A 25,092-nucleotide genomic window follows, 5' to 3' on the forward strand; every position below is an offset into this window, starting at 1 on the left:
GGAAGAAATTTAATTGTTAGGTTTCTTCCCTTGCGGTAAAAAATCCCTAATTTTCTTTACTGATAAATTATGAATATTTTCAGATTATAAGAGAACGTAAGAAAATGGACTATAAACTGGGAAACAAGATTGCCCATTACCCTTTAAAAATGGATACTGAAACCGGAAACAGCGTTTTTAGTATCTATAAAAATGATTCTATACAAAACTATGTGTCTTCAGACTTTTTGATACCGCATAGAAAAGATTACTTCTTCTTTGCTTTTATATTAGATGTCAGAGACTTTAGCAGGCACTGGATCGATATGAAACCTTATGACATTCAGTCCAGAAAACTCTATTTTACAGATCCCTCACAAGTACAATTAAAGGAAGAAAGTTGTGCTTTGCATGTTTATAACATGAATATCACGAAAGAGTTTCTTTCGCTAGATAGCTTAAATACACTAAAAGATCTGCCTATTTTGCAGAACCCTCATCGGGGGCATGTTTTAGATCTTAAAGAGACAGATTATCAATTTCTATTAGAAACCCTTGATAATATCTATGCTGAATATCAAAATGAGAGCCAGTGGCAACACAGTATGTTATTGTCTTACGTGAGCATTTTTTTAATTTACTGTAGCAGATTGTATGCAGAGCAATTTGAGAATATTAAAGATCAGCCAGAGTCGTTATTACTATCAGATTTTCTAGATCTTGTTGGTGAGAAATTTCGTGTACAACATGAAGTTTCGCAGTATGCAGAGCAGCTAAATATCTCTGCAGGTTATCTGGGTGATACGATAAAGCAGCAAAGCGGTAAATCTGCAATTGCGCATATACAGGAGCGTATTGTACTTGAAGCTAAGCGACTTATTTATTTTACTGAAGATTCTATGAAAGAGATCGCTTACAGTTTAGGTTTTGACGATGCTTCCTATTTTAACCGTTTTTTTAAGCGGCATACCACATTTACGCCTTTAGCTTACAAAAAGCATATCCGGAAAATGTACCAGTAATTCCTGAAAGTCTTCAATACATGCACTGCTGCCTCATTTTATCTTTGTTTAAAATTAAAAACAACGATTATGAGATCAGTATTGATAACAGGAGCCAATAAAAGCTTAGGTTTTGAATTGGCCAAAATAATGCTCAAAAATGATTACTATGTATTCTTAGGGAGCCGAACCCAAGAAAGGGGAGTGGCTGCAGTTGAAAAACTGAGGCGTGAAGGCTTAGAAAATGTACAACTGGTACAAATAGATGTAACAGACAAGAACTCTATAGAATCTGCTGCAAGAGCAGTTAAAGAGAAATTTGGAAAACTGGATATTCTGGTGAATAATGCAGGAATACTAGGCGGAATGGATCAAAAAGCGGTTAGCGTATCTTCACAAACTGTAAGAGATGTTTTTGATACTAACTTCTTTGGGGTGATTAATGTTTCCCAGGCATTTCTTGAACTTCTGAAAAAATCTGATAGTCCCAGAATAAGCAATATTACTTCTGGCTTGGGATCACTTACTTTACATTCTGATCCTGAATGGTCACATTATGATGTGAAAAGTGCAGCATACGGACCTTCAAAATCAGCGCTTAATGCCTATACTATCGTATTGGCTTATGAGCTAAAGGATCAAAATTTTAAAGTGAATGTAATTGATCCCGGTTATACCGCTACAGATTTTAATAACCACGGCGGCCCATTTAAAGTAGAAGATTCGGCTAGGTTTTTATATGATCATATTGATCCCGCAGAAGATGGTGCAAATGGAACCTATTTTAGTCACGAGATCGAAGAAGAACCACATGTGAGTCCGTGGTAAATTTAAATTAGTCATCAAAAAACCGCCTATAACAGGCGGTTTTTTATGCTTTTTAATCGATTTTTATATTCCGCTGTAATATTTATATAGCCAAAGTATTTTATATTATAATTAATAAGAATTTTCTTTCAAGTAATTCAGGCAGTATTCACCTCGCAGTTATAATCCTAATGTGTTTTAATATTTAACTTTCTTATACTTATGCCTATTTTGCTTTTATACTTTTGTGAGATTATGTATTATAAATTTATTGAGCTACTCAAATAATTATTCGATAAAATGCGTTTTTTAATCGATTATATGCGTTTTTTGCTTATTTTGCGCGCTTTATGATTCTATTGCTTCTGTTTAAAGGAAGTTGAGAATGGAATTAATAGTAGCCCAACTATGAAAATAAGAAATCTACACTTATGTGCATTAATCTTCTTTTGCTGTAGTCTGCAGTCAAAAGTATTTGCTCAAAATAATTATTTACTGCGATCTACAACCAGCATTAGCGGGGCTTCAGCAAAAATTGAAGCTAATGGTAACACATATTTGGTGCAGCAAGTAATTGGCCAGTCAGCTATCGGGACCTACACAGCTATTCCCTATGATATAAGGCAAGGTTTCATTCAACCCAATATTTTAAGCAAAATTGTTGATGTAAATGTACCTACCAGTTTAATAGTAGATGTATATCCCAATCCCTTTAAGTCATCGGTTTTTTTAGAATTTGAGGAAGAAATAGAAAGTACCATTGATGTAGTGGTTTACAATATGATGGGCGTACAAATTTTATCTAAACTGTTTCAATCAAAAGAAAAGGTAGAACTGCAGCTGGATCAACTACCATCTGGTGAGTACATCATAAAAGCGCTAACAAACAATATGCAGTTTATTTCAAAAATAATAAAACAATAAAGCTCCACGATTAAATCAAGGCATTCACCCAAATCACTCCCAATGAAAAAAACATTACTCCTATCCTTTTTCTTTTTCTGTTGTGCCCTTGCGGGATTTTCTCAAACACCGGGCATTAGCTATCAGGCAGTTATTTTAAATCCGGAGGCAGATTCAGGTTCTCAAAATGATCTGTTTAGCGATAAAGAGATAACTATTCGTTTTACAATTATTAATGATCAAAGTACTGCAGAATATAAAGAATATCACGAAACAGCTACTGATGCTTATGGAATGATAAATTTATATATAGGTCAAGGTATACAAATAAGTTCTACCGATTTTGAAGACATTAACTGGAATGGACTTTCTAAAAAAGTAAAGGTAGAGATAGATTTTACCGGTTCTAATTCAAACTTCAAACCCTTAAGTGAACAGGAATTAACTTACATTCCGCAGCCGGAAGCCACTGATTATTCACAAATAATATGGGATAATGCAGATGCTATAGATAGTGAGATAACACGGGCTACCACAGCAGAAAGTGAATTGGAAAGCAGTTTGCTTATTGAAATGAATACGCGGGAAGATGCAGATGCTCTTAAGGAAGACACTTCTAATAAAAGCACAGATCTCATCCTTGACGCTGCATCAGATATAAAATATCCCAGCGTACGATCTGTAAAGAAATATGTTGATGAAAATTCGGCTCTTACGCTGGCAGGATTAAATCTAAAAGTTGACAAAGAAATCGGAAAAGGGCTTTCAACAGAAGATTATTCAACCGCTGAAAAAACTAAACTAGCTGCAATTTCAGGAACAAACTCCGGAGATCAGGATCTAAGCAATTATGCGACAAATACTAATTTAGATTTAAAGGCAAATATTGCTTCGCCAACATTCACAGGAATTGTCTCAGGGATTACCAAAACTATGGTAGGCTTGGGAAATGCAGATAATACCAGCGATGCTGATAAACCAATTTCAACAGCAACTCAAACAGCGATCGATCTAAAAGTTGACAAAGTAACCGGAAAGGGGCTTTCAACAGAAGATTATTCCACCGCTGAGAAAACTAAATTAGCTGCAATTTCAGGAACAAATACCGGCGATCAGGATCTAAGCAGTTATGCGACAAAGACGAACTTGGACTTAAAAGCAGATATCGCATCGCCAACATTCACAGGAACTGTTTCAGGGATTACCAAAACTATGGTAGGCTTGGGAAATGTTGATAATACCAGCGATAATGATAAGCCTGTTTCAACAGCAACTCAAACAGCGATCGATCTAAAAGTTGACAAAGTAACCGGAAAAGGGCTTTCAACAGAAGATTATTCCACTGCTGAGAAAACTAAACTAGCTGCGATTTCCGGAACCAACACCGGTGATCAGGATCTAAGCAGTTATGTGACAAATACAAATTTAGCTTTAAAGGCAGATATTGCTTCACCAACATTTACAGGAACTGTTTCAGGGATTACCAAAGCAATGGTAGGCTTGGCAAATGCAGACAATACCAGCGATGCTGATAAACCTGTTTCAACAGCAACTCAAACAGCGCTTGATCTAAAAGTGGATAAAGTAACCGGAAAAGGTCTGTCTACAGAAGATTATTCAACAGCTGAGAAAACTAAACTAGCTGCGATTTCCGGAACCAACACCGGTGATCAGGATCTAAGCAGTTATGCGACAAATACCAATTTAGCTTTAAAGGCAGATTTAGCTTCGCCAACATTCACAGGAACTGTTTCAGGGATTACCAAAACTATGGTAGGCTTGGGAAATGCAGACAATACAAGCGATGCGGACAAACCAATTTCAACAGCGACTCAGACAGCTATTGATCTCAAGGTCGACAAAGTAACCGGAAAAGGTCTTTCAACAGAAGATTATTCCACAGCTGAAAAAACTAAACTAGGTGCAATTTCAGGAACCAACACCGGTGATCAGGATCTAAGCAGTTATGCGACAAAAACCAATTTAGCTTTAAAGGCAGATTTAGCTTCGCCGACTTTTACTGGAACTGTTTCCGGGATTACCAAAACTATGGTAGGCTTGGGAAATGTTGATAATACCAGCGATAATGATAAGCCTGTTTCAACAGCAACTCAAACAGCGATCGATCTAAAAGTTGACAAAGTAACCGGCAAAGGTCTTTCTACAGAGGATTATTCCACCGCAGAGAAAACTAAATTAGCTGCCATTTCAGGAACCAACACCGGTGATCAGGATCTCAGCAGTTATGCTACAAATACTAATTTAGCTTTAAAGGCAAATATTGCTTCACCAACATTCACAGGAACTGTTTCAGGGATTACCAAAGGAATGGTAGGCTTGGGAAATGTAGACAATACAAGCGATGCTGATAAACCTGTTTCAACAGCAACTCAAACAGCGATCGATCTAAAAGTTGACAAAGTAACCGGAAAAGGTCTGTCTACAGAAGATTATTCCACCGCTGAGAAAACTAAATTAGCTGCCATTTCAGGAACAAACACCGGTGATCAGGATCTAAGTAGTTATGCGACAAATACCAATTTAGCTTTAAAAGCAGATATCGCTTCACCAACATTCACCGGAACTGTTTCAGGGATTACCAAAACTATGGTAGGCTTGGGAAATGCAGACAATACCAGCGATGCTGATAAACCTGTTTCCACCGCTACGCAAACTGCGATTGATCTAAAAGCAAATTTGGCTTCGCCTACTTTAACCGGAACTCCGCTGGCACCTACAGCTGCATCAGGTACTAAAACAACTCAAATAGCAACAACGGCCTTTGTTGATAATGCTGTAAGTACAGCTACAAGCGGCACTTTCGTAGACTTAACTACTAACCAGACAATTGCCGGAGGTAAAACATTTAGCAATGATATTACTGTAAATAGCATTAGAATAGGCAGAGGTATTGGTAATAACGGTGAAAATACCGCAGTAGGTAGTTCTGCATTAGGATCAGGTACAGGTTCAAGAAATTCAGCTTTTGGTAATGGTGCTATGAGAAGCTATACAGGAACCGGTTTTGACAATAATACGAGTGTGGGTTATAATAATCTACCCGGCTTAACAACTGGAAGTGGTAATACCTCTGTAGGTGCAGAGTCTATGATGGCCTTAATAACAGGCACTTCAAATACCTCAATAGGAAATCAATCTTTGATCAATACCACAGGTAGTGGGAATGTGGGTGTAGGTAAATCATCTGGAAGTACTATTTCCAGTGGTTCAGGAAATACAATAATTGGCACTGGAGCAAATGTTTCAACAAATGATCAAAATAATTCAACGGCCATTGGTTATCAGGCCATATCTCCAGCAAGCAACACCATTCAATTAGGAAATTCCGCCATTACTCTCGTTAATACCAAAGGAGCAATTACCTCAGGCGGAACTGTTACAGCTACTTCTTTTGTAAAATCTGGCGGAACTTCAACGGAATATTTAATGGCAGACGGAAGTATTTCTTCCGGGGCTACACCGGTAAGAGAAGTAGCAGATGAGTTTTCTGCAACAGCCTCGCAAACAACTTTTACTTTAACGCAAACACCATCTGTAAACAGCAAGGTAAAAATGTATGTCAACGGTATACGAATAAGTAATTCGGCTTATAGTGTTAGTGCAAAGACCTTAACCTATGTACCTGCTAACAATGGAAATTACACATTGAGCGAGAGTGACAGAATTCAATTTGATTTTTATTATTAATTATAGTCTTAGATCAAATTAAACATGATTCAAAAAATAACTATATTATTTCTGCTATTCCTCATAAATTGGAGTGTTCCCGCTTATAGCCAGGTGTTGCCCCAAGGAGATCAACTTATTGCCTATTACCCTTTTTCTGGCAATGCTGATGACAGTAGCGGTAACAGCTATAATGGTGTTATTACAGGAAACCCTGTTCTAACCGCAGATAGATTTGGCAACGACGATTCAGCCTATAGTTTTGATGGTGATGGCGACTGGATTTATTTTGGCGATTCCATGCTTTCTCAATTTGTTAATAATACAGATGATTTTACTATTAGTCTTTGGGCTAAATCTGCATCTACAGCAACTCAGGATCTCATTAGCTATGGCGAAATGGTAAGTTGTGGGGGAGGACGTTACGGGGCAATTGCCAGATTAGGTGACAATATTCAATTTAATAGCTGCAATGCCGTATTTAACAGTGCTTCGGGCGGTGCAAATAGTGATGATATTTGGCATCAATACATATTTGTCTGGAATAAGATCACAGGCAGAAAAGTTTATAAAGATGGAGTACAAATAGGTGCTAACACAGAAACGGGCACTTTTAGAATAATGAATTCAGGATTAGCTTTAGGTCGTGGATTTATGGACTGGCCTGTAGGTACACTTTTTAACGGTGAGGCTGATGAATTAAGATTATGGAAAACTGCATTAACGGCAACAGAAGTTTTAGATTTATACAGTTATGAAAGCGACACAGCAAATACAATTAGCGCTTTACCTATACCTAAATTAAAAACAATCAATAAAAATGGTCAACTCTCTATTTCAGCTAATGAACAGATAAATAAAAACGGGGCCATAGGATCTGGCAAAGGTTTATCTGCTAACGGGAGTAATATTTTATATGAGTTAAACGGTTTAACTCAGGAAACCGCAGGCATAAGTGCTTATCAAATAAAACAGAATTTTCCATTAGCTCCTGATGGTGTGTATTGGATTAGTAATTCAAATCTAAACGAGGGTATACCTTTTCAGGTTTACGCAGATATGACCACAGATGGCGGTGGCTGGATGTTATTAAATGTAGGAGCGGGAAATATTGCAGCGCCTCAAGTAAGCGTAGTTACATCCCCTGATGTTTTGGGTTATTTACCCAGAACAACCGTTATAGAATTAGCTAAACTTTGTAAAGATGTGCAGTTAAGGTCAGGAGCATCTTCGGTGTCTTATGCAATAAAACAACTTCAACATCACCACTGGCCATTGGCGCATTACAAAGTGATGCAACAGATGTTAATGGTGCTGCAACCTGGGCAAATGGAGCTTCATCTACTTTTGTGGTTGACTCAGGTTCCTGGCTCTGGGCATATTGCTGCCCCGGCGCTGCAGCGGGGTGGCCTAAAATGTACCACTCAAGTAATTATGCCGAGGGCGTACATTGGTTTGCAGATTTGGGCCTTGGCAGAACAGCAAACAATGCAGATGCGTGGTTTTCTACCTGGATCAGGTAAAAAAAAATAGCCAATGACCGAAAACCGCCTAAAATTGGCGGTTTTTTAATGCTTTTGAGCCGATTTTATCGCTAAAGATTTACGTATAAATTATCTTATGCCAGATTGTATTGCTTAAATTTAGTATTGATCAAGCAACTTTCTGAATGGTTAAAATCTATAATTTACGAATTGTTCCTAACGACCTAATTTTTGAGGAAATTGATCAGTTTAAGCAAAAATTTGAAACCTTATTTGGTAAACAACCACTCGTAAGATCAAAACCCCATATTACACTTGCTGCATTTGAAATGGACACGCGGCAGGAAAATATTATGATCAGAGCTTTTAACCAATTATCAAGCATAGCAAAATTTAGATTAGAAATTCAGGGTTTTGACATCTTTGAAAATAATGCTAACGTGTTACTACTAAAAGTAGCTACAAATAAAGAAGTTAAACACATTCATACACTTATAAAAATCCTGTGGATTAGAGATCTACATAGAAAACTTACTTCAATAAAAATTCCGGCTACGCCACATATTACAATTTCAAAAACCAGCGGAATAAAAATGCTTCATGACAGTTTAACTTATTTTTCGAAAACCGAATATATAAGACAACTGGAAGTAAATAGATTAACGTTGGTTTCCAGACATCAACACGAAACCTGGGATTGGGAATATCATATTCCTCTTGGTGAGTGAATGGAGTTCCGAAAAACCCAGCCTAAATAAGAGTTTTTTGATGCTTTTATGCCGATTTCTAGCACATTTAGATATCTAAACCTAATCGCCATTAAAAATTCAGAATAAAATAAAGCTCCTGTTTATTCACGTACAATTTCTGTCAACTCACCTACAGAAAATTGCATCTTGGCGAAAGAAATACAACTCGCTACCTCTAATTAATAGTTTTACATATGTAAATGAAACATAAAGTAAATCTCAGCAGAGGTCACTAAAAAGAAACATTTATAATTCTTAATTACCATTTAGTTGATGCTAAAAAACCGCTTAAAACAAGCGGTTTTTTAATGCTTTTAGACCGATTTTTCCTGAATATAAACCATTTTTTCATGTTGGAAAATGTAAAATTTCAGGAGGTTTTAACTATCTAAAGTTAAAGAATATTAATATTGATAATACGTATTTATTTCATTGATATATTGTGTAAAACTAACATCATGAAAAAACTACTTAGATTAATAACATTAGCACAAATGGCATATTACACCTACGACTGGGTAAAGAACAAGCGCTCATTTAAGCAGGAGTTTGTGCCCAATCTTAAAAAGGTAAAAAGAAGACTTTTCTAAAAAGCTGATATATATCCGAAAATATTGGCTCCTTATTTTTTCGCAATAGCGAAAGTCTAAAATATATTTTTTAAGCTATTCAAAAGTATGACGCTGTTCTTCAGTAACAGATGCGTTTAGAAGTTCGTTATAACTTCTTATCGCATTAAAATCACGTGTGATTTCGCTAGAAAGCACAATCCCGGAAACTCCGGCTTTTAAAAGATCGCTTACTTCGTTTGTGGTTATTTCGCCAAAAGCGAGGATATGCGTTTTTGTATTTAAAGCTTCTGTGATTAGTGTGTAACCATTAAGACCTAAAACACAACTTTTATTCTCTGTGGTGGCTTTATCAGCTTTATAAGGCCCCAGACTTATATAATCAACCTCTGCAGCAAGTACTGCTTCACAATCCTGAAGTGTATTAGCGGTAGCGCCAATTATTTGCCAGGGATATAACTTTGCTCTGATTAAAGTAGGGGAGAGCGGCTGGTTATTTAAATGTACGCCGTCTGCTTTGATCTCTTTAGCCAACTTATAATCATCGCAAATTATCAACCGTGTTTGAAAATGAGATGTGATCTTAATAGCTTCTTGAGCTAGTTGTGACATCTCATTTTCTGATGCATTCTGCAAACCTAACCGCACCAATTCAATACCGGAAGTACAGGCATTCTGAATATTTGCCAAATGCTCTTCCTGAGTATTTCCCTGAGATATATAATGTAATTTTGGGATGATCATATCTTGATTTTAATAATTTGGTAAACAGATTCTTGTTAAAGATACTCATACTGAAAGCACAGCGCATTAAAACAACAATAAATTGTCATTTAATAGAAGCCTTTTCAGCGACTGAGAAATCACACAAGTGACTCTGGTATTGATAATTATTTGATCAATAGCTACACGTGCGACTTCTCGCTGGCGCTCAAAAACCTTCCTTTAATCAAAAATATTATTCAGCTTCTGTAAGAGAATCTGCCATGGCCAACTCTTCATTTTCTTCATTAGAAGCAGGAACAGAATCCTTAAGTCTTGTAAATTCTTCTACACGCTCTGCATCATCTTCCTCACCTGTGAAATAAGGAAACACATCCATAATAGGAGACTCAGAAACAGCCGGGATGCTGTATTCTCCCATTGTATCTTCCATCGTGCTCACCGTATGCTCAAAAGCTTCTTTTACATCGTTGGCCTGCACCAGAAGATAAATATTTGTTTTGCGCTCTTTACCGCTTTCTTCGTCAAAAGCGATTAACGCAACCTTAGATTTAAACCAGCGATCACAATTCTCAAAAGGATGAATCTCAGCATAATTAGCCACTTTGATATTAGTGATCTTAATTTCTTCACCTTCCATTAAATAAGCGGCCATTTCTTCAGTTATTCTGCTTTCGGCCTCAGTATAAGAAACAGCATCTACTAAAAAAGGTTCGGTTTTTACCTTTTGCTTACCAGACGCTTCGTCAAATTTTCTGTATTTTATTTTGCATTCATACCACGTTGCACTCATATCTTTTCATTTTTAAGAATTCAAAAATAGGATTTAGCTCTGGGCGAAAACCTCCTAAAAATAGATAGATATTCACAATTTAGAAGCTCATTTTTTAGAGCTTTTAAGTGAGGGAGTTAGGGTGCTACGTGAAAGAAATGTTATTTGGTCGAATAGTTATTTATAAAATATGAATATCAATTAATCCCGAAAAATCGCCTGTTTTTGGCGATTTTTATATGGTTTATGCTGATTTTTAGTTGATTGTATTTGTTTGGAAAATAATAAGGACGATTAACTAAGGGAGAGAGAAGCGGGGTTACTTTTAGAAAATACATTTAAAAGTTTGAGTAATTATCTTCTATAATCATTAAATTACACCAATAGTATGATGATAGAATTATGAGCACAGTACGTAAAACGGTAACCTTTACCGAAAAGCAGGATAAATGGATAAAAGCACAAATAGAAGCTGGTGAATTCACTAACGACAGTGAGTACTTGCGAAATCTGGTACGTCAGGATCAGGCTAATCATGCTAAATTTCTTGCACTTAAAAGTAAGCTTGATGAAGGGCTTGCAAGTGGCGCGGGTACCAAGTCGTTGCTTGAAATCATGAAAGAAGTTGAAGCGCGTATGCAAGAAGATGGGCGTTTATAAACTCTCCCGCAAAGCAGAAATTGATTTAGCCGAGATGTACGAATTTGGAATCTATAAATTTGGACTGCTACAGACACAAAAGTATTTTTTAGGCATGCACGATGTTTTTCAGGTTCTTGCTGAAAACCCTAATTTGGGCAGAGATGCATCAATGTTTATAGATGATCTAAAAAGATTCACATATCAAGCTCACACTGTATTTTATCTACCACTGGCAGAAGGAATATTTATAATTCGTGTATTGAGTCAACGAATGGATTATGAGAGCCATCTGATTTTTTAATAGCTACCTTCTCAAAACTCCATTTATTTTTTGAATAAACGTCTGAAAGTCGCCAGTTTTAGGCGGTTTTTTCATGCTTTAAGTCGATTTTTCAGGAGGTTTCGTTGCTATAAAACAAGCTGAAACTAAAAAATAGGAGGGAAGTAGAAAGTTAGATATTGACTTTTTTTTGTATTAATTTCCAATGGATTACGGGATACCGTAAAGTGTAACTTATTAAAAATAGTATATTTAAACTCTCCCTTGTAGCTACTTAACAGCAATGTGACTTTTGTAATTCCAAAGCATAAAGCATACAGAAAATTGAAAATATGTATTTATCAAAAATAGAAATCCACAATTTTCGTGGGATTAAAAGCCTTGAAGCAGATTTTGATTCAAGTATAAATATGATAATTGGCGAAAATGGGAGTTGTAAATCCGCCTTAATTGACGCTATACGCATACTATATAACGTTGCAGATGCAAAAAGAGATATTTATATCTCCAACGAAGATTTCTTTGAAGATTTAGGAGCAAAAACCACTTCTGAAACAATAGAAATTACATATACTTTTAGTGATTTATCGAATGAACAAAAAGGAGCCTTTTATGAATATTTGATGTTAGGAAAAACTCCTGATGATGATTATGCAACTATTACAATTGTGTATGAAAGAAGAGAAGATAAGTATCCATCATTTAGCTATTCTACAGGAATTGGAGGGTCACAAAAAGCTGACTATAAAACTTTTGAATTGTTTCAACATTACTACCTTGGAGCATTAAGAGACAGTACAAAAGATTTATTAAATACTAGAAATAATATACTTGGAAAAGTAATAAAACGTATAGTTACAAGAGCAGGAAAAAATGAAGAGATTGAGGAAATAGTTAGTAAAGCAAATCAAGATTTATTAAAGAGAGATGAAGTTTTGTTAACCAGAGATAGCGTAAATACAAATCTTGAACAAATTTTTAAAAGTGGACAAGAAAATAAAATTGGTCTAATAATGAATCAGGCCAAAATTGAATATATAGTAAATGCTATTAAGCCTTTTTTACCTCATGACAAGAATACATTAAATACCAATAGTGGATTTAACCTTTGGCAAAATAGTTTAGGCTTTAATAATCTTATTTATATAGCAACAGTATTAGGAGATATTAAAGATAGATTGAGTGTTGATAAATTATCGCATTTCTCATTGTTAATTGAAGAACCAGAAGCACATTTACATCCACAGTTGCAATTAAATTTATTTAATTTCTTAAAAGAGACGAATGCTCCTAAAAACAGTCAACTTTTTATAACTACCCATTCTCCAACGTTAACATCAAAAGCATTATTTGAAAATTTAATACATCTAAATAATAGAGCAACTAGAATTATAGATTGTTATAATGATAGAATATTAGAAAATATTATTGAAGATGTTACTAAACCTCATATTACACTTGATGAAGATGCTATTAAAAAGAGAAGAAAGCAACTTATTAGGTATATTGATGTAACAAAATCTCAACTATTTTATGCAAGAGGAATATTGTTGGTTGAAGGCATTTCTGAAGAATTATTAATAGATGCTTTTGTACAAGTTCTAGGATTTCAATTAGAAGATTATAGAATTGAGTTAGTTAATATTGAGGGAATTTCTTTTTACCCTTACTTATATCTATTTAATTCTGTTAATAAAGATAAAAGATTAGATAAGAAAGTTACAATAATTACCGATGATGATAGATGTAAAAAAGAATCAAAGAATTATCCCTTTGATGTGTTATTTGAAGACAATAATTTAGAAGATTTCCATAAACTATTAATAGCTCCTTATGAATCAAATCGTCTGAAAAATATTACTTCCGTAAGTAATGGAATTGCTAATATTGAAATGCATACAGCAATAAAAACATTAGAGTTTCAATTAGCGTCTGACAATGTCCCCAATAATAAGTTGGATTTCTATAACAACTTTTTAGTAAAATATATTGAAGACAATTTACCAAATGAATTCAAAAAAATTAAAGCTTATGTTGATGCCATAAAAGGTAATGATATTGATGCTAATCAAAAACAAAGAATCCCTATTTTAATGTGGAAAGCATTGCCTACAAAATCAGAATTCGCACAAGATTTTGCACAACATATTTTAGATAACCTTGAAGAAGCAAAGAAGAATTTTATCGTTCCATACTATATCGAAAATGGAGTTAATCATTTAAAATAATAGTAAATGGAATTTGAGAATAGCCTAGAACGAGAAGAGTATTTAAAAGCAAGAGGGAAGGTAATGTTAAACGCTTGTCCAGGAAGTGGTAAAACAACTACAATTGCCTATAAACTAAAACAATTAATAGAAGAGTGCAATAGAGATTTTGGCGAATATGCTGGTATCATATGTTTGTCATTTACAAATGTTGCAAAAGATGAAATCAATGAAAAATATAAATCCTTTACAGGGAAGTTACTTGGTTTTCCAAATGATGTGTCAACAATTGATAGCTTTGTATACTCCTTTATAACAAGACCTTTTATTCACTTAATTAAACCAGCTTTGAGCAAAGTACAGATTATTGATGAAGGAAACATAATAGACGAGATTTTGAGTAATAGTTATCAACTAAAAAAACACTGGAAATATCTTTATTCATATAAACCAAGTTCAATTGAATATAGAATTGACGGAACAACTTATTCTACTATTGGAGGAGATGGCTCACAAACATATTTTAATTATTGCAATGCTGTTAAAACCCAGCAATTAGCTCTTGGTTTTTTAAAATCATCTGATTCAGAATATTTTGCACTTCAAATTTTAAATAGTTTTCCTAGAATAGGAGAGTGGTTAATTAAGAGGTTTCCTTTTATGGTTATTGATGAGGCTCAAGACACTTCTGAAATACAACATGCAATTTTTGATAAATTAATTGAAATGGGACTAAAAAACATTGAATTTATTGGCGACCCTTATCAAAGTCTGTATGAGTTTAGAGATGCAAGACCAGACTTATTTTATGCAAAGTATAAAGACACAAAAAATTGGAATTGTCTTGAGTTAATGAGTTGTAGACGTTCATCTCAAAATATTATTAATGCTTATCAAAAATTACGTTTAAGCCATGAAAAGAAAGTTAATTCAACAGCAAATATAGATATTGAAAAGAATATTTGTGTTTTGAGGTACGATGATGGTCAAGAAATTAAATGTGTCGAAAAATATATTGAATTAACTGAAGATTATAATACTTGTCAAGTCGTAGTGCGTGGTCAATCTATGCAGAAATTAATTACAGGAGCAGGAAATGGCAAGGTTTATCCATGGAAAAATTCAATCCCTAATTATTTGGTTAGAGCTGTAATTTGCTATAAAAATAATGAAATTAAAAGTGCTGTAAATATTTTACGCAGTGTGGTTCCTGTAATTGAAAACCCCAACGTAAATCAATTCGATTCAAAAGAAAGAGTGTTAGAATTAAAAAGCAATTCTGAATACAATGCATTAATAATAGAAGTTCTGAAAGGAGTTCCTAGTTTCAATAATACTCTAGAAGACTGGTCTAAATTGTGTGGCGCTTATCTAAAAAAGATGTTTCTACTTGACGATGATATAGATTTTGACATAAAAAAAGGCCAATGGCTAAAGCAATATAAGACAAGTGTTTCTGATTTGTTTGATTTTAAGGATAATGGTTTAGTAGTTCCTGTTTCAACTATTCATCAGGTAAAAGGAAAAACCTTTGACTCTGTTTTAATGATTTTAAGTTCTACTAGCAAAGGTCAAAGTATTTCATTATCCGATTATTCAACACCAGCTATATTTCCAAATGAAAAGAAAAGGATGATATATGTAGCAATGTCTAGACCAATTGATTTAATGGTTATTGGAGTTCCTAATTCAAAATATACTAATGATGAAGTTAAAGAAATTCTTGGTGAAGATATTGACTTCATTTCCTGTTAAGTTATTATCTAAAATAGAATCTCAATGTTGTCCTTGGCCTCTCGCCGTTTGACTCATTTATCATATTTGCACTATAATTTATATTATGTAAAATAGAATATTTTACAACCTCTGTTTCTCCAGTTTTATTCTGTTCTCCACTTTTGCTCCATTCTAGTCTTTTATACATCTGCACGACATATAATCATTTATAGGGCTTGTATCACGTAAAACAGCTTTCTGGCCGTCTCGTATTCTAAAGATATAGACAAATGCGTTTCCTTTAGATTTTTTATCTGCCGTACCGCTCCAGTAATAACCCACAGAACCAAGATCGTAGAAATAGAAATTATCTGTGTTATAAATGCGCTTACCAGATAAGGTCGCATTAAACTGTGAATTTCCGCCAACTGTAAGTTCGTTAAAATCTGCGCCATGACTGCGTACAAGTTTTTGCCAGTCGGCATCTGTGGGCAACCGCCAGCCATCGCCCAGCGATTTACATGCCAGCGCTGCACCTCTTAATGTATATAAACGCCCATTCTTACAATCATTGTTATAGCATACAGACAGCGAATTCTCAAGATTGATGTCATTTGCAGACCAGATCTGGCCGTTTATGATTATGCTTTTAGAATTGGTGACTTTTGACAGAGCCTCACTACTAAGTGTTGCTATGTGGGCATTTTTAAAAGCAGGATTTTTTAATGTGGGTTTAGTAAAACCACCGGGATTAACCGGTTCTTTATCATCTGGTGGTTCAGTTTCTGTGCCAGTACCTTCAGTTGGTTTTGTGGGTTCTTCCTTTACAGGAGTTTCGGCGATTGTAGAATCTACCGCTACCGGTATGGCTTCTTCCGCTTTTATTTTGTTTACGGGACCATTTCCTTTTCCGGCATACCAGAAAATTCCGCCCACAATTAGAATTACGGGAATCGCAATGAGCAGTATTTTTTTGAGTTTGTTATCTGGTTTTATCTCATTTGTATATGCTGTAACAGGTTTAGCTTTCGCGAAAGCGGTATTTGTATTTCCGCTATCGTAATTAATATCTGAGACCAGCCGCTCTACTCCTGCTTTAAAATCTTTAGACAGATCTATGTGCTGAAATCTGGCCAGCCGCATGGGCGCCTCACAGTTATCTATACGCACGGGGATGATGGTCTTGTCTTTGCTCATGGCATACGAAGCTTCATCCATCACATTATTAGATGCCACCGAATTGACTGACAGTATGATAATTAGAATATCAGATTTAGTGATTTCCTGTTGTATGGTCTGGTCCCAGTGTTGGCCGGAACGTATGTTAGCATCAAACCAAATATTAAAGCCCTTATCGCGCAAAATATCTACCAGCCGTTTTACATAATCTATGTCTGCCCGTGAATAGCTTATAAATAGATTTTTGCCCATAACGATGCCTTTATGTAAATATACATTCTGATTATTAGCGGTTTAAGGGTGATTTCACCTCTATTTTAGGGGATTTTAATGCTGTTATTTTGGCTCTTTAAGCAGGATATTTTAGATTTTATTCCACTTATAAAACAGAAATTCTTTGCTAATTACCGTGCATAAGCCAGATAAAGCCACATTTCTGTATCTGTAATGTAAAAATTAACCACTACTCCCACTTTGCTCGCCGGCATATTACTAAGCACAGTTGCTGCCTGGTACGGTGTGGGCACAGCATTGTAAACAGATGTAGATTGTGTAGAAGTTACATAAGTGCCAATAGCCGGTACGGTATTATAATCTGTATTAAAAAAAGCGGTGCTAATGTTGCCATAATACAACTGAGCGTATAAAACCCAGCCCAGATTGATCTGGTCTGCATACGTGCCAGAATATACATAACCATACAGTTTCTCACGGTCTGTAGGTGTGTAACTCGCAACAGGATCTGTATAATTGCTCTGTATAGGTTCTGTTGTGCTTGCAGGCGTTATCGCCGGTGTGTCTACGTTTGAGTAATCTGTATCATTATAATCATCTGGATCTGTATTTGTAAAACCAGATTGATCATACTCCACGGGATCTACAGGATCGGGATCAACCGGAGTATCTATAGAGCCAAGGGCTGCAAATACAATTATAAAAAACACAAAAATCAAGGAGATCGCACCACCTGTTATGAGCAGTATTTTTAAAACCGGTGTACCAGATGATTTTTTAAACGGTGGATAGGGTTTATATGGTGGTTTAGGCGGTTTTTCTCCCGGTTCATCTTCTTTATCAATATCGTGAATTAGTTGTTTTAAACCTTCTTCAGAATGGCTGCCTATAAAGTTGATGTATTGTTTTCGCGCCCAGCGCATGCGCATATCGCAGTTTTCTATCTTTATGGGAATGACCTTTTTATTGAGACTTTCTGCATAACTTATCTCATTAGCTACATTTTCTGAAGCTACAGAAGCTTTAGACAACACCCAGATAATTACATCTGCATTTTTAAGCTGATGCTCGAGTTCATTATCCCACACATCGCCGCCTTCTATATGTTGATCAAACCATACCTCGATCCCTTTATTACGCAATACTTTTACAAGCTGAGTCACATAACCCAGATTTGCACGGGAATAGCTGATGAATATTTTTTTAGAAGACGCCATGATTATCAAGACAAGTACTATAAATATAATAAATATTTAAACGCCAGTGGTTTAAGCTTACGCGAAATACGTTATTGTTACTTTTTACACAATCTGCTGCCAGTGGGTTATTTTGAGCTACTTGGTCTCATTATCCTAATTTTTATTTAAAAAACGTTTTGCAAAAGCTACTCCCCTGCGCTATGTGCTGTAAAAAATGTAATTTTCAATCTAAACAATTAATCTATGTCAACAGGCGGTTCTAAACTCGCGATCTACGGCGCTATTGTAGCCAATACTCTTATTGCTTTAAGTAAATTTGTAGCTTCCTTTTTTACCGGAAGTTCTGCCATGCTCGCAGAGGGAATTCACTCGCTTATTGATACCGGCAACGGCCTCCTTTTATTACTGGGTATAAAACGCTCTCTAAAACCTGCAGATGCAGAACATCCTTTTGGTTACGGGAAAGAGATCTATTTCTGGAGTTTTATAGTAAGTATTCTCATTTTTGCTATGGGTGGCGGTTTTGCTATTTATGAAGGCGTGCACGCTTTACAGGATCCTCACGTTGTAGAAGACCCAACCTGGAATTATATCGTTCTTATCGCAGCTATCGTTTTTGAAGGTACTTCTTTAATTATCGCTTTGCGTACTTTTAATAAATCACATGAAACCGGTAGTTTAATAGGTAATATTATAAAGAGTAAAGATCCCGCCAACTTTGCCGTGATCATAGAAGATACAGCGGCCGTGACCGGTTTGTTTATTGCGCTTGTAGGGGTTTATCTGGCAAAAGCATTAGAGAATCCATATCTTGATGGTTGCGCTTCTTTACTAATTGGTGTGCTTTTATTAGTCGTGGCAACTTTCCTCGCTCATGAGACAAAAGGTTTATTGCTGGGAGAAAGCGCCAGACCTGAGATTCTTGATGATGTAGAGAAAATACTAGACAGTAATGAGAACGTAAAAAAATGGAATTTCCCAAAAACAATGCACTTTGGCCCAGATAGTATTCTGCTTGTAATTGAAGTAGATCTGCTTGATGATCTTGAATTATTAGTTGCCGAAGATATTGTAAACAAACTGCGCATAGAGATCACAGAAAAAGTACCGCAGATAAGTCAAGTATTTATTCAAACCATAAATGATCCCATACGCCACATAACCCGCTTAAAAACCTTTAACCGCAAAATCTAAGCGGTGAGAACTAAGCTAAGCCTAGCAAAATGGGTAGAAAATCGGTGTAAATGGCTATGAAATCAGGGTTTTACGATCTAAAAATCAGCTTATTAAGCCCTGAAAATCGGTTAAAAAAGAGGTAAAATCTGCTGATTTTTTCGTGAAAACGCAGGATAAATTGCTCCCCTTCCCTACTATCTTATATTATTCTTAAAATGAATTATATGTACCCCGCTGACTTTACGTGTGTGCTTACAATTTTGTAATTTAAACAGAAAAATGACTAAGCAGCGTATTAAAATATTCATAATAACTTTTTTAAGCACAGGAATATTCACTTTTGGTTTTTATTATCTGGATACTCATAAAGTGGTAAATTCAATTTTTCTGGGTGTAATAGGCGGCAGTGTTCTGGCAAGTTTAGCCGCATTGCTCATACCTTTTGTAAGAAAAGGTGACAAGCAGGATCATGATGCATTTTGAATGTTGTGGTAAGATTTAATTTTTAACAATTATAATCATAAAAAAACCCGGTCATAAAGACCGGGTTTTTAGTATAAAATGACCGATTTTTATTTCTTGATCAAAATTTTAGTCTGCTGCACTACTCCATCTACATTAGCTTTAAGGAAATAAATCCCTTTACGCAGTTTGTGCAGATCTAGGTAGATCTCAGATCTTCCTGCATTCACTTTCTCTTTAGAGCTGTATTGCTTGCGACCAAAGAAATCGTAAAGCTCAAAGCTTACTTTTACATCACCTGTGCTCTCCACATAAAGTTTAGCAACGTTATGAACCGGGTTTTGAGCAACACGCACGTTAGTTAAAGAAACAGTAGGTTGTTTACTGTCTGAGCAGCTTCCTAATGTAGCACCATTTCGCAATAGCGCAGGTACTGCATTTTTAGAAACACAAAGTGCCTTCCCTCTAAAGCAAAGTTGTACTTTTTGATTCCATTTGTTGTTTCCACAGCTTACATCTTCTACTGTAACCGTAATTTCTTTTGTCAGGCTACAACCTGAAGCAGTCGTCACCGTTACTGAATATGTAGTCGTTTCTGTAGGACAAGCAGAAATACTTTCTGTAGTTTCACCTGTACTCCATAATACGTCATAAGCCTCATCACCTGTATTGATTTCGCTTACAGCAAGTGTCTTACACGTATCGTCGTCATAGCCGGCATAAACTGTGCTGTCATCACTTGTGCTGAAAGTAATTGCGTCTGGTTGTGAAATAACAACTTCACCAGAAGTTACACTTTCGCCTCGAGCGTCTGTAACGGTAACGCTATATGTACCGGCATCAAGATCTGTCGCAGTAGCACTTGTTTGTGCATCACTCCATTCATAAGAATAAGGTTGTACTCCGCCAGAAACTGAAACCGTAGCAGTACCATCTGCAGCATTGTTACACGTAACATCTGTGGTCTCAACAGTATTGAGCACAAACGGCTGCGTAAATTTAAACCTCGCTGAAATTGCAAAGTGATCTGATGTTGTTCTCGTGTAATCACTATCGTAGAACTCATAATGCACAGAAGCAGTATTAGCAATATAATTATCAAACAAACCATCTGTGATCGTGATGTGATCTATCATATTAGGATAGAAAGCGTATGAACGTCTCCCCGCTTCACTAAGTTCTGAAGTAACTACTTTATAATTAGCCGCATCATTTACATATGAAACATAACTTGATACAGTGGTATTAATACCTTCAGCAACGGTCTCATCAACGTCGTCATTATAATCACCCAGAATTAACACGTTGCGATCTGCATATTGTGCATCAAGCGTGTCTTTAAGAACTTCTACATCATATTTACGCATGTCATATTTAGACTGCAAATCACCCGTATTTGCACGTGCATGTAAAGCAATAATATCAAGTTGCTCTGTAGCACCATTAATAGTAACATCTGCTGTCATTAAAAATGGAAGTCTTCCACTGGCGTAAAAACGGGTATGATCGCTTTCGGGATAATCTACAAGTAAGTCACCGTTACCGCCGTAATAAGGGTGCAGGCTCTTAAGTAAGATTTTAGTAGATACGGGTTTAACTGTTGATGTTTTATAGATAAAACCTACTTTTTGATGTGGATCTGTACCATAAGGTTCAGGATAAGAAACACCTTCAGATAATATATAATCGTAACCGGGTAAACGGCTAACAAGATCTGCGAAAAGAACGTCATCAGAAATTTCTTCTACAGTTAAAACATCAAGATCTAGTTTCTTGATAACAGCAAGAACGCTATCTCTCTGTATTTCATCTGAAAGCGGATTACCGGCTGCAGGTGAATTACCTTCATCACCAAACCATTCTATATTCCACGCAGCGATATCAAATGTCTCATCTTTAGAAAGATCTATCATATCACCCGGTGCAACATAAGGAGCCGCACAAGGCACATCTGAAGCCATACGTGGTAATAGTTGAAATGTATCTTTAAACCTGCTTACAATTGCAGTTATAGCACCACAATTTTCTGGTTGAGCAAGACCAACTAGACCTTCAACGTCATTATCAATACGCAACTCTGCACCACCGCTTGAATCTGTGATTATATAATTAGAATCACCAAAGAACAATTCACCCGGTGTAGCAAAACTTACATTCTCAATGCGAACCAATTGCCCGCGATAATTTTGAATTTCAGCTAAAGTTACAGTCACCGGAGTAATAGTGGTCGTAGCCGGTGAGTTATTATCTACCTGATTAACAGGGCTTAATTGGATTAATTCATTGTAAGCGGTGCGGGTGCCCTGTACTGTTATAGAATCGCCTATGGCGAAAACTCCTTCACCGTGAACAGCCTGATCGTAAATCGCCATTGCACCGGTAGCATCCTGAATATAAGCAGGACCGCCCAGTTCATCTGCCGCAGTTAAAATACCAGTGATCGTTACTAAAGCACCTTCACTCGCTGCACGTGCTTCAGCTATTGTGATAATTGCATCAGGATCAATTGGGTCTGGCTCAGGTTCCGGAGTAATTATACCTCCAAAACTTTGATCTGTGTTGATATTTCCAAATGTATTAGAAGTGGTAACCGCCCACACAAAATCTTCATAATAACGTCCAGAACCGGTAAGTTGAAGAGAAGCTTCTGCAGCTGTAGCACCTGTTTCTTCTACTCCTATATCTGTACTGGTCAAGCCTGTTGCAGGGCCGTCAACAGCAGCAAATGTACCTTCATAGCTTAAAAATTGTATAGTATTTCCTTCTGCATCAATAAGTGCGATTGCATCTGGCGATCCATTTTGAATACTGGATGGATAAAACGCTAGAGTACCAAAATGATTATCCTGGTTTGGCAGAATTCCGCTTAAGCTAATTGTATTGTAAACGGCACCGTTATTACCATTGTAAAGTGCAAGAGACCAGCCTGCAAGATCTGTCCCTGCAGTACCAGCAACTTCAATAGCTTCGTTACTGTCTGTACTTACATTGTCATAATGAAGTTCGTTAATAAAAACGATAGTTTCATGAAGAAAAGTCTGGCCTGCATTAACCGCCCCAAAGCTGTTAATATCGGTTATTTCCCAGGTAAAATCGGAATAAAGCTCTCCTTCACCAACCAAGTGTAAAGAACCTGTCTCTAGAGTAGAGCTGGTTTCTTCTACACCAATATCTGTACTGGTTATGCCATCTGCTGGCCCGCCAACAGCTGCAAAAGAACCTTCATAGCTTAAAAATTGTACGAGTTCGCCATCTGCATTAACAAGAGCCACACCATCAGGTGAGCCGTTTTGTAAACCTGCTATAGCGAAAAAGATGGTTCCAAAACCACCATTCTCATTTTCAACAACACCAGAAAGATTAACAGTTTTATAAGATGAACCGTCATTACCGTTGTATAGAATTAGAGACCATCCTGTGAGGTCTGCTCCTGCGTATGCAGCAATCTCAACTCCTTCATTTACATCACCACCTGCATTATCGTAGTGGATCTCATTGATAAAAGCCACAAAATCTGTTGTAACGGGATCGGGTTCAGTATCTGTAGATGTACCAAAAGACTGATCTGTATTTACATTGCCAAATGTACTTACAGCTAAAGAATTCCATACGAAATCTGTGTAGGTTGTCCCTGTTCCCGTTAATTGTAGCGCACCGCCTACTGCTTCGGTACCATTTTCTGCAATACCTATGTCTGTACTTGATTGTCCATCTGCCGGGCCGCCAACGGCAACTAAAGTACCTTCATAGCTTAAAAATTGAACAACATTGTTATTGTTGTCAATAAGTGCTAAACCATCAGGAGAACCATTCTGAATTCCTGATTTTTCGAACGAAAGTGTTCCAAAACCTGAAGATTGATCGGGAATAATTCCTGATAACGTAATGCTACCATACTCGCTGCCATTGCTTCCGTTGTAGAGGGCTAACGTCCAACCTTCAAGGTCTGTACCGGCGGGTCCTGAAATTTCGATTGCTTCGCCGGCGTCTGCTCCATCATTGTCATAATGGATCTCATTAATAAAAACTGTTTGTGCATTTAATGACGCTGAAAAGAATACAGCACAAAAAATGACAAACAAAAAGGGTAATTTTCTGATCATTAGAGATAATTTTTAGAGGTTATAATCGTTGCGAAAATAACCCTTCACTACCCTTCCTAATGTTTCGCCAATATTAAATAACGCTTAAGTTATAAACCATTGTTAATACTGCCTTTAGCCATGATACTTGTAGAATTGAATCACCTAAAAAATCACAGAAAATTATATTTTATAAGTAATTATTAATTAGTGAATTATGAACTCACGCTATTGATGTTGTAAACAAAAGCGCGATATTTTAACAGCGCCACAAAAACAGCCCCACCTACTGCATTACCAATCAAGGCCAAACTTTCAAATGACACATAATCGGCGAGAGTGATATTAGGCGAACTTATCAAACCTGCAAAAACTTCTACGTTACCTATGATGCTGTGGTGCAATCCTGTAAAAGCCATAACTGCAGTTACAATATAAATTATTATTATTCTGCTCATAGTATCCTGTGATGATGTTAAAAGCCATGAAAGTAATCCCATGAGCCAACCGGCTAAAATGGCGCTTATGAATATGACAAATGATTCTGCTCTTGTAACATGAACGGCTATCTTTTCTATAGAATCCAGAGTAAAAATTTCTAATTCCGGTCCTATCCAAACCATAAGAAAAGACATGAGATAACCTCCAATTAAATTTCCTATTATAACAAGTCCCCACAGTTTTAACAAACTACCTAAAGAGCGTTTTTTATTCAATACCGGTAGGCTGAGCAAAGAAGTCTGCTCTGTGAACAAAATTGATTGACCCAGAATTACCAGGATGAAACCAATAGGATACACAAAAGCTATTATTTTAAACACAGATTCTTCTGATACCTTATCAGTGAAAAAATAAAAAACAGCACATAACATTAAATAACTGAAACCTATTTCTAATCCCGCAGTGAGCGAACTTAATAGAATACTACTCGAACTGCGATCATAAGTTTCCTGACCTTCAATTATTTGCTGTTTTAATATTTCACCATGAGTTTTTGCTCTGTTATCGTTTGTAGATTCAGAATTTTCCAGCTCATTGTCAATATCTTCCTGCTTCTGTTTTTTCTTCTCTTCTTTCTCATTGCCGCCATCTATAATTGATTTACTGTCTTTTGAAGAATCATCTCTTTTGTTGTTTTCCGTTGCCATAAAATGTTTATAAAGACAGTAGCCAGACTAGTAGTTTTCTGTCGGGGGTTAAATACATTACCCTTTAGGGGTTAGCCCAAAGGGTATAAAAGC

Annotated in this window: 19 protein-coding genes; 13 read left to right on the forward strand and 6 right to left on the reverse strand. The window is 36.2% G+C overall.

Translation table 11 applies throughout. The annotated features are described in order from the left end of the window. Positions 1-104: 104 nt before the first annotated feature. From ACH3O9_RS15280 to ACH3O9_RS15310, 7 genes are all read left to right on the forward strand, one after another. Positions 105-1,001, forward strand: coding sequence for a helix-turn-helix domain-containing protein (locus ACH3O9_RS15280; protein WP_416441971.1), 897 nt, complete (start codon positions 105-107; stop codon positions 999-1,001). A gap of 69 nt (positions 1,002-1,070) precedes the next feature. Next, positions 1,071-1,808 carry an SDR family oxidoreductase gene (locus tag ACH3O9_RS15285; RefSeq protein ID WP_416441973.1) on the forward strand — a complete coding sequence of 246 codons (738 nt, stop codon included), beginning with the start codon at positions 1,071-1,073 and terminating at the stop codon, positions 1,806-1,808. A 387-nt stretch (positions 1,809-2,195) separates the two neighbouring features. Next, complete coding sequence (locus tag ACH3O9_RS15290; RefSeq protein WP_416441975.1) at positions 2,196-2,711, forward strand: T9SS type A sorting domain-containing protein; 516 nt, start codon at positions 2,196-2,198, stop codon at positions 2,709-2,711. A gap of 42 nt (positions 2,712-2,753) precedes the next feature. Further along, complete coding sequence (locus tag ACH3O9_RS15295; RefSeq protein WP_416441977.1) at positions 2,754-6,398, forward strand: beta strand repeat-containing protein; 3,645 nt, start codon at positions 2,754-2,756, stop codon at positions 6,396-6,398. Between the two features lie 24 nt (positions 6,399-6,422). Beyond that, on the forward strand, positions 6,423-7,910 hold the full coding sequence (locus ACH3O9_RS15300) for a fibrinogen-like YCDxxxxGGGW domain-containing protein (RefSeq protein WP_416441979.1): 1,488 nt from the start codon (positions 6,423-6,425) through the stop codon (positions 7,908-7,910). 136 nt (positions 7,911-8,046) lie between these two features. After that, the gene (locus ACH3O9_RS15305; RefSeq protein ID WP_416441981.1) at positions 8,047-8,589 is read left to right on the forward strand and encodes a 2'-5' RNA ligase family protein; all 543 of its coding nucleotides are present in this window, start codon (positions 8,047-8,049) and stop codon (positions 8,587-8,589) included. Between the two features lie 479 nt (positions 8,590-9,068). Further along, positions 9,069-9,200 (forward strand): hypothetical protein, encoded by a 132-nt coding sequence (locus ACH3O9_RS15310; RefSeq protein WP_416441983.1) that lies wholly within the window; start codon positions 9,069-9,071, stop codon positions 9,198-9,200. A 75-nt stretch (positions 9,201-9,275) separates the two neighbouring features. On the opposite strand, the gene ACH3O9_RS15315 is transcribed toward ACH3O9_RS15310, so the two are convergent. Together ACH3O9_RS15315 and ACH3O9_RS15320 are read right to left on the reverse strand one after the other, a co-directional pair. Continuing rightward, positions 9,276-9,923, reverse strand: a complete 648-nt coding sequence (locus tag ACH3O9_RS15315; RefSeq protein WP_416441985.1) for a thiamine phosphate synthase — start codon at positions 9,921-9,923, stop codon at positions 9,276-9,278. Positions 9,924-10,137: 214 nt separating this feature from the next. Beyond that, positions 10,138-10,695 (reverse strand): DUF4494 domain-containing protein, encoded by a 558-nt coding sequence (locus ACH3O9_RS15320; protein ID WP_416441987.1) that lies wholly within the window; start codon positions 10,693-10,695, stop codon positions 10,138-10,140. Positions 10,696-11,076: 381 nt separating this feature from the next. Here ACH3O9_RS15320 and ACH3O9_RS15325 point away from each other — a divergent pair, with 381 nt between their 5' ends. From ACH3O9_RS15325 to ACH3O9_RS15340, 4 genes are all read left to right on the forward strand, one after another. After that, positions 11,077-11,334 (forward strand): type II toxin-antitoxin system ParD family antitoxin, encoded by a 258-nt coding sequence (locus ACH3O9_RS15325; RefSeq protein WP_416441989.1) that lies wholly within the window; start codon positions 11,077-11,079, stop codon positions 11,332-11,334. Next, a complete protein-coding gene (locus ACH3O9_RS15330; protein ID WP_416441991.1) occupies positions 11,321-11,617 on the forward strand; it encodes a type II toxin-antitoxin system RelE/ParE family toxin in 297 nt (98 codons plus the stop codon). The genes ACH3O9_RS15325 and ACH3O9_RS15330 overlap by 14 nt, the downstream gene beginning before the upstream one ends. Positions 11,618-11,928: 311 nt before the next feature. Further along, entirely contained in the window at positions 11,929-13,824 is a 1,896-nt protein-coding gene (locus ACH3O9_RS15335; protein WP_416441993.1) for an ATP-dependent nuclease, read from the forward strand. Positions 13,825-13,830: 6 nt separating this feature from the next. Next, the gene (locus tag ACH3O9_RS15340) at positions 13,831-15,558 is read left to right on the forward strand and encodes a UvrD-helicase domain-containing protein (RefSeq protein ID WP_416441995.1); all 1,728 of its coding nucleotides are present in this window, start codon (positions 13,831-13,833) and stop codon (positions 15,556-15,558) included. Between the two features lie 153 nt (positions 15,559-15,711). Here the strand turns inward: ACH3O9_RS15340 and ACH3O9_RS15345 are convergent, their stop codons facing one another. Together ACH3O9_RS15345 and ACH3O9_RS15350 are read right to left on the reverse strand one after the other, a co-directional pair. After that, the gene (locus ACH3O9_RS15345; protein ID WP_416441997.1) at positions 15,712-16,950 is read right to left on the reverse strand and encodes a TIR domain-containing protein; all 1,239 of its coding nucleotides are present in this window, start codon (positions 16,948-16,950) and stop codon (positions 15,712-15,714) included. 152 nt (positions 16,951-17,102) lie between these two features. Next, positions 17,103-18,149, reverse strand: coding sequence for a toll/interleukin-1 receptor domain-containing protein (locus ACH3O9_RS15350; RefSeq protein WP_416441999.1), 1,047 nt, complete (start codon positions 18,147-18,149; stop codon positions 17,103-17,105). Positions 18,150-18,374: 225 nt separating this feature from the next. On the opposite strand from ACH3O9_RS15350, the gene ACH3O9_RS15355 reads away from it, so the two are divergent. Further along, entirely contained in the window at positions 18,375-19,325 is a 951-nt protein-coding gene (locus ACH3O9_RS15355) for a cation diffusion facilitator family transporter (RefSeq protein WP_416442001.1), read from the forward strand. 261 nt (positions 19,326-19,586) lie between these two features. Further along, positions 19,587-19,790: a hypothetical protein gene (locus ACH3O9_RS15360; protein WP_416442003.1), complete on the forward strand. Its 204-nt coding sequence runs from the start codon at positions 19,587-19,589 to the stop codon at positions 19,788-19,790. Positions 19,791-19,879: 89 nt separating this feature from the next. Here ACH3O9_RS15360 and ACH3O9_RS15365 read toward each other — a convergent pair whose 3' ends face one another. Both ACH3O9_RS15365 and ACH3O9_RS15370 read right to left on the reverse strand, forming a co-directional pair. After that, positions 19,880-23,872: a DUF5689 domain-containing protein gene (locus ACH3O9_RS15365; RefSeq protein ID WP_416442005.1), complete on the reverse strand. Its 3,993-nt coding sequence runs from the start codon at positions 23,870-23,872 to the stop codon at positions 19,880-19,882. Between the two features lie 194 nt (positions 23,873-24,066). Continuing rightward, entirely contained in the window at positions 24,067-24,999 is a 933-nt protein-coding gene (locus ACH3O9_RS15370) for a formate/nitrite transporter family protein (protein WP_416442007.1), read from the reverse strand. Positions 25,000-25,092 lie beyond the last annotated feature (93 nt).

Source organism: Leeuwenhoekiella sp. A16 (assembly GCF_047946675.1).
Taxonomy (GTDB): domain Bacteria; phylum Bacteroidota; class Bacteroidia; order Flavobacteriales; family Flavobacteriaceae; genus Leeuwenhoekiella.

What these genes read in the sequence shown, in the direction of transcription:
- ACH3O9_RS15280 (WP_416441971.1), top strand. Translation starts at nt 105, where the DNA reads ATGGACTATAAACTGGGAAACAAGATTGCCCATTACCCTTTAAAAATG.
- ACH3O9_RS15285 (WP_416441973.1), top strand. Translation starts at nt 1,071, where the DNA reads ATGAGATCAGTATTGATAACAGGAGCCAATAAAAGCTTAGGTTTTGAA.
- ACH3O9_RS15290 (WP_416441975.1), top strand. Translation starts at nt 2,196, where the DNA reads ATGAAAATAAGAAATCTACACTTATGTGCATTAATCTTCTTTTGCTGT.
- ACH3O9_RS15295 (WP_416441977.1), top strand. Translation starts at nt 2,754, where the DNA reads ATGAAAAAAACATTACTCCTATCCTTTTTCTTTTTCTGTTGTGCCCTT.
- ACH3O9_RS15300 (WP_416441979.1), top strand. Translation starts at nt 6,423, where the DNA reads ATGATTCAAAAAATAACTATATTATTTCTGCTATTCCTCATAAATTGG.
- ACH3O9_RS15305 (WP_416441981.1), top strand. Translation starts at nt 8,047, where the DNA reads ATGGTTAAAATCTATAATTTACGAATTGTTCCTAACGACCTAATTTTT.
- ACH3O9_RS15310 (WP_416441983.1), top strand. Translation starts at nt 9,069, where the DNA reads ATGAAAAAACTACTTAGATTAATAACATTAGCACAAATGGCATATTAC.
- ACH3O9_RS15315 (WP_416441985.1), bottom strand. Translation starts at nt 9,923, where the DNA reads ATGATCATCCCAAAATTACATTATATATCTCAGGGAAATACTCAGGAA.
- ACH3O9_RS15320 (WP_416441987.1), bottom strand. Translation starts at nt 10,695, where the DNA reads ATGAGTGCAACGTGGTATGAATGCAAAATAAAATACAGAAAATTTGAC.
- ACH3O9_RS15325 (WP_416441989.1), top strand. Translation starts at nt 11,077, where the DNA reads ATGAGCACAGTACGTAAAACGGTAACCTTTACCGAAAAGCAGGATAAA.
- ACH3O9_RS15330 (WP_416441991.1), top strand. Translation starts at nt 11,321, where the DNA reads ATGGGCGTTTATAAACTCTCCCGCAAAGCAGAAATTGATTTAGCCGAG.
- ACH3O9_RS15335 (WP_416441993.1), top strand. Translation starts at nt 11,929, where the DNA reads ATGTATTTATCAAAAATAGAAATCCACAATTTTCGTGGGATTAAAAGC.
- ACH3O9_RS15340 (WP_416441995.1), top strand. Translation starts at nt 13,831, where the DNA reads ATGGAATTTGAGAATAGCCTAGAACGAGAAGAGTATTTAAAAGCAAGA.
- ACH3O9_RS15345 (WP_416441997.1), bottom strand. Translation starts at nt 16,950, where the DNA reads ATGGGCAAAAATCTATTTATAAGCTATTCACGGGCAGACATAGATTAT.
- ACH3O9_RS15350 (WP_416441999.1), bottom strand. Translation starts at nt 18,149, where the DNA reads ATGGCGTCTTCTAAAAAAATATTCATCAGCTATTCCCGTGCAAATCTG.
- ACH3O9_RS15355 (WP_416442001.1), top strand. Translation starts at nt 18,375, where the DNA reads ATGTCAACAGGCGGTTCTAAACTCGCGATCTACGGCGCTATTGTAGCC.
- ACH3O9_RS15360 (WP_416442003.1), top strand. Translation starts at nt 19,587, where the DNA reads ATGACTAAGCAGCGTATTAAAATATTCATAATAACTTTTTTAAGCACA.
- ACH3O9_RS15365 (WP_416442005.1), bottom strand. Translation starts at nt 23,872, where the DNA reads ATGATCAGAAAATTACCCTTTTTGTTTGTCATTTTTTGTGCTGTATTC.
- ACH3O9_RS15370 (WP_416442007.1), bottom strand. Translation starts at nt 24,999, where the DNA reads ATGGCAACGGAAAACAACAAAAGAGATGATTCTTCAAAAGACAGTAAA.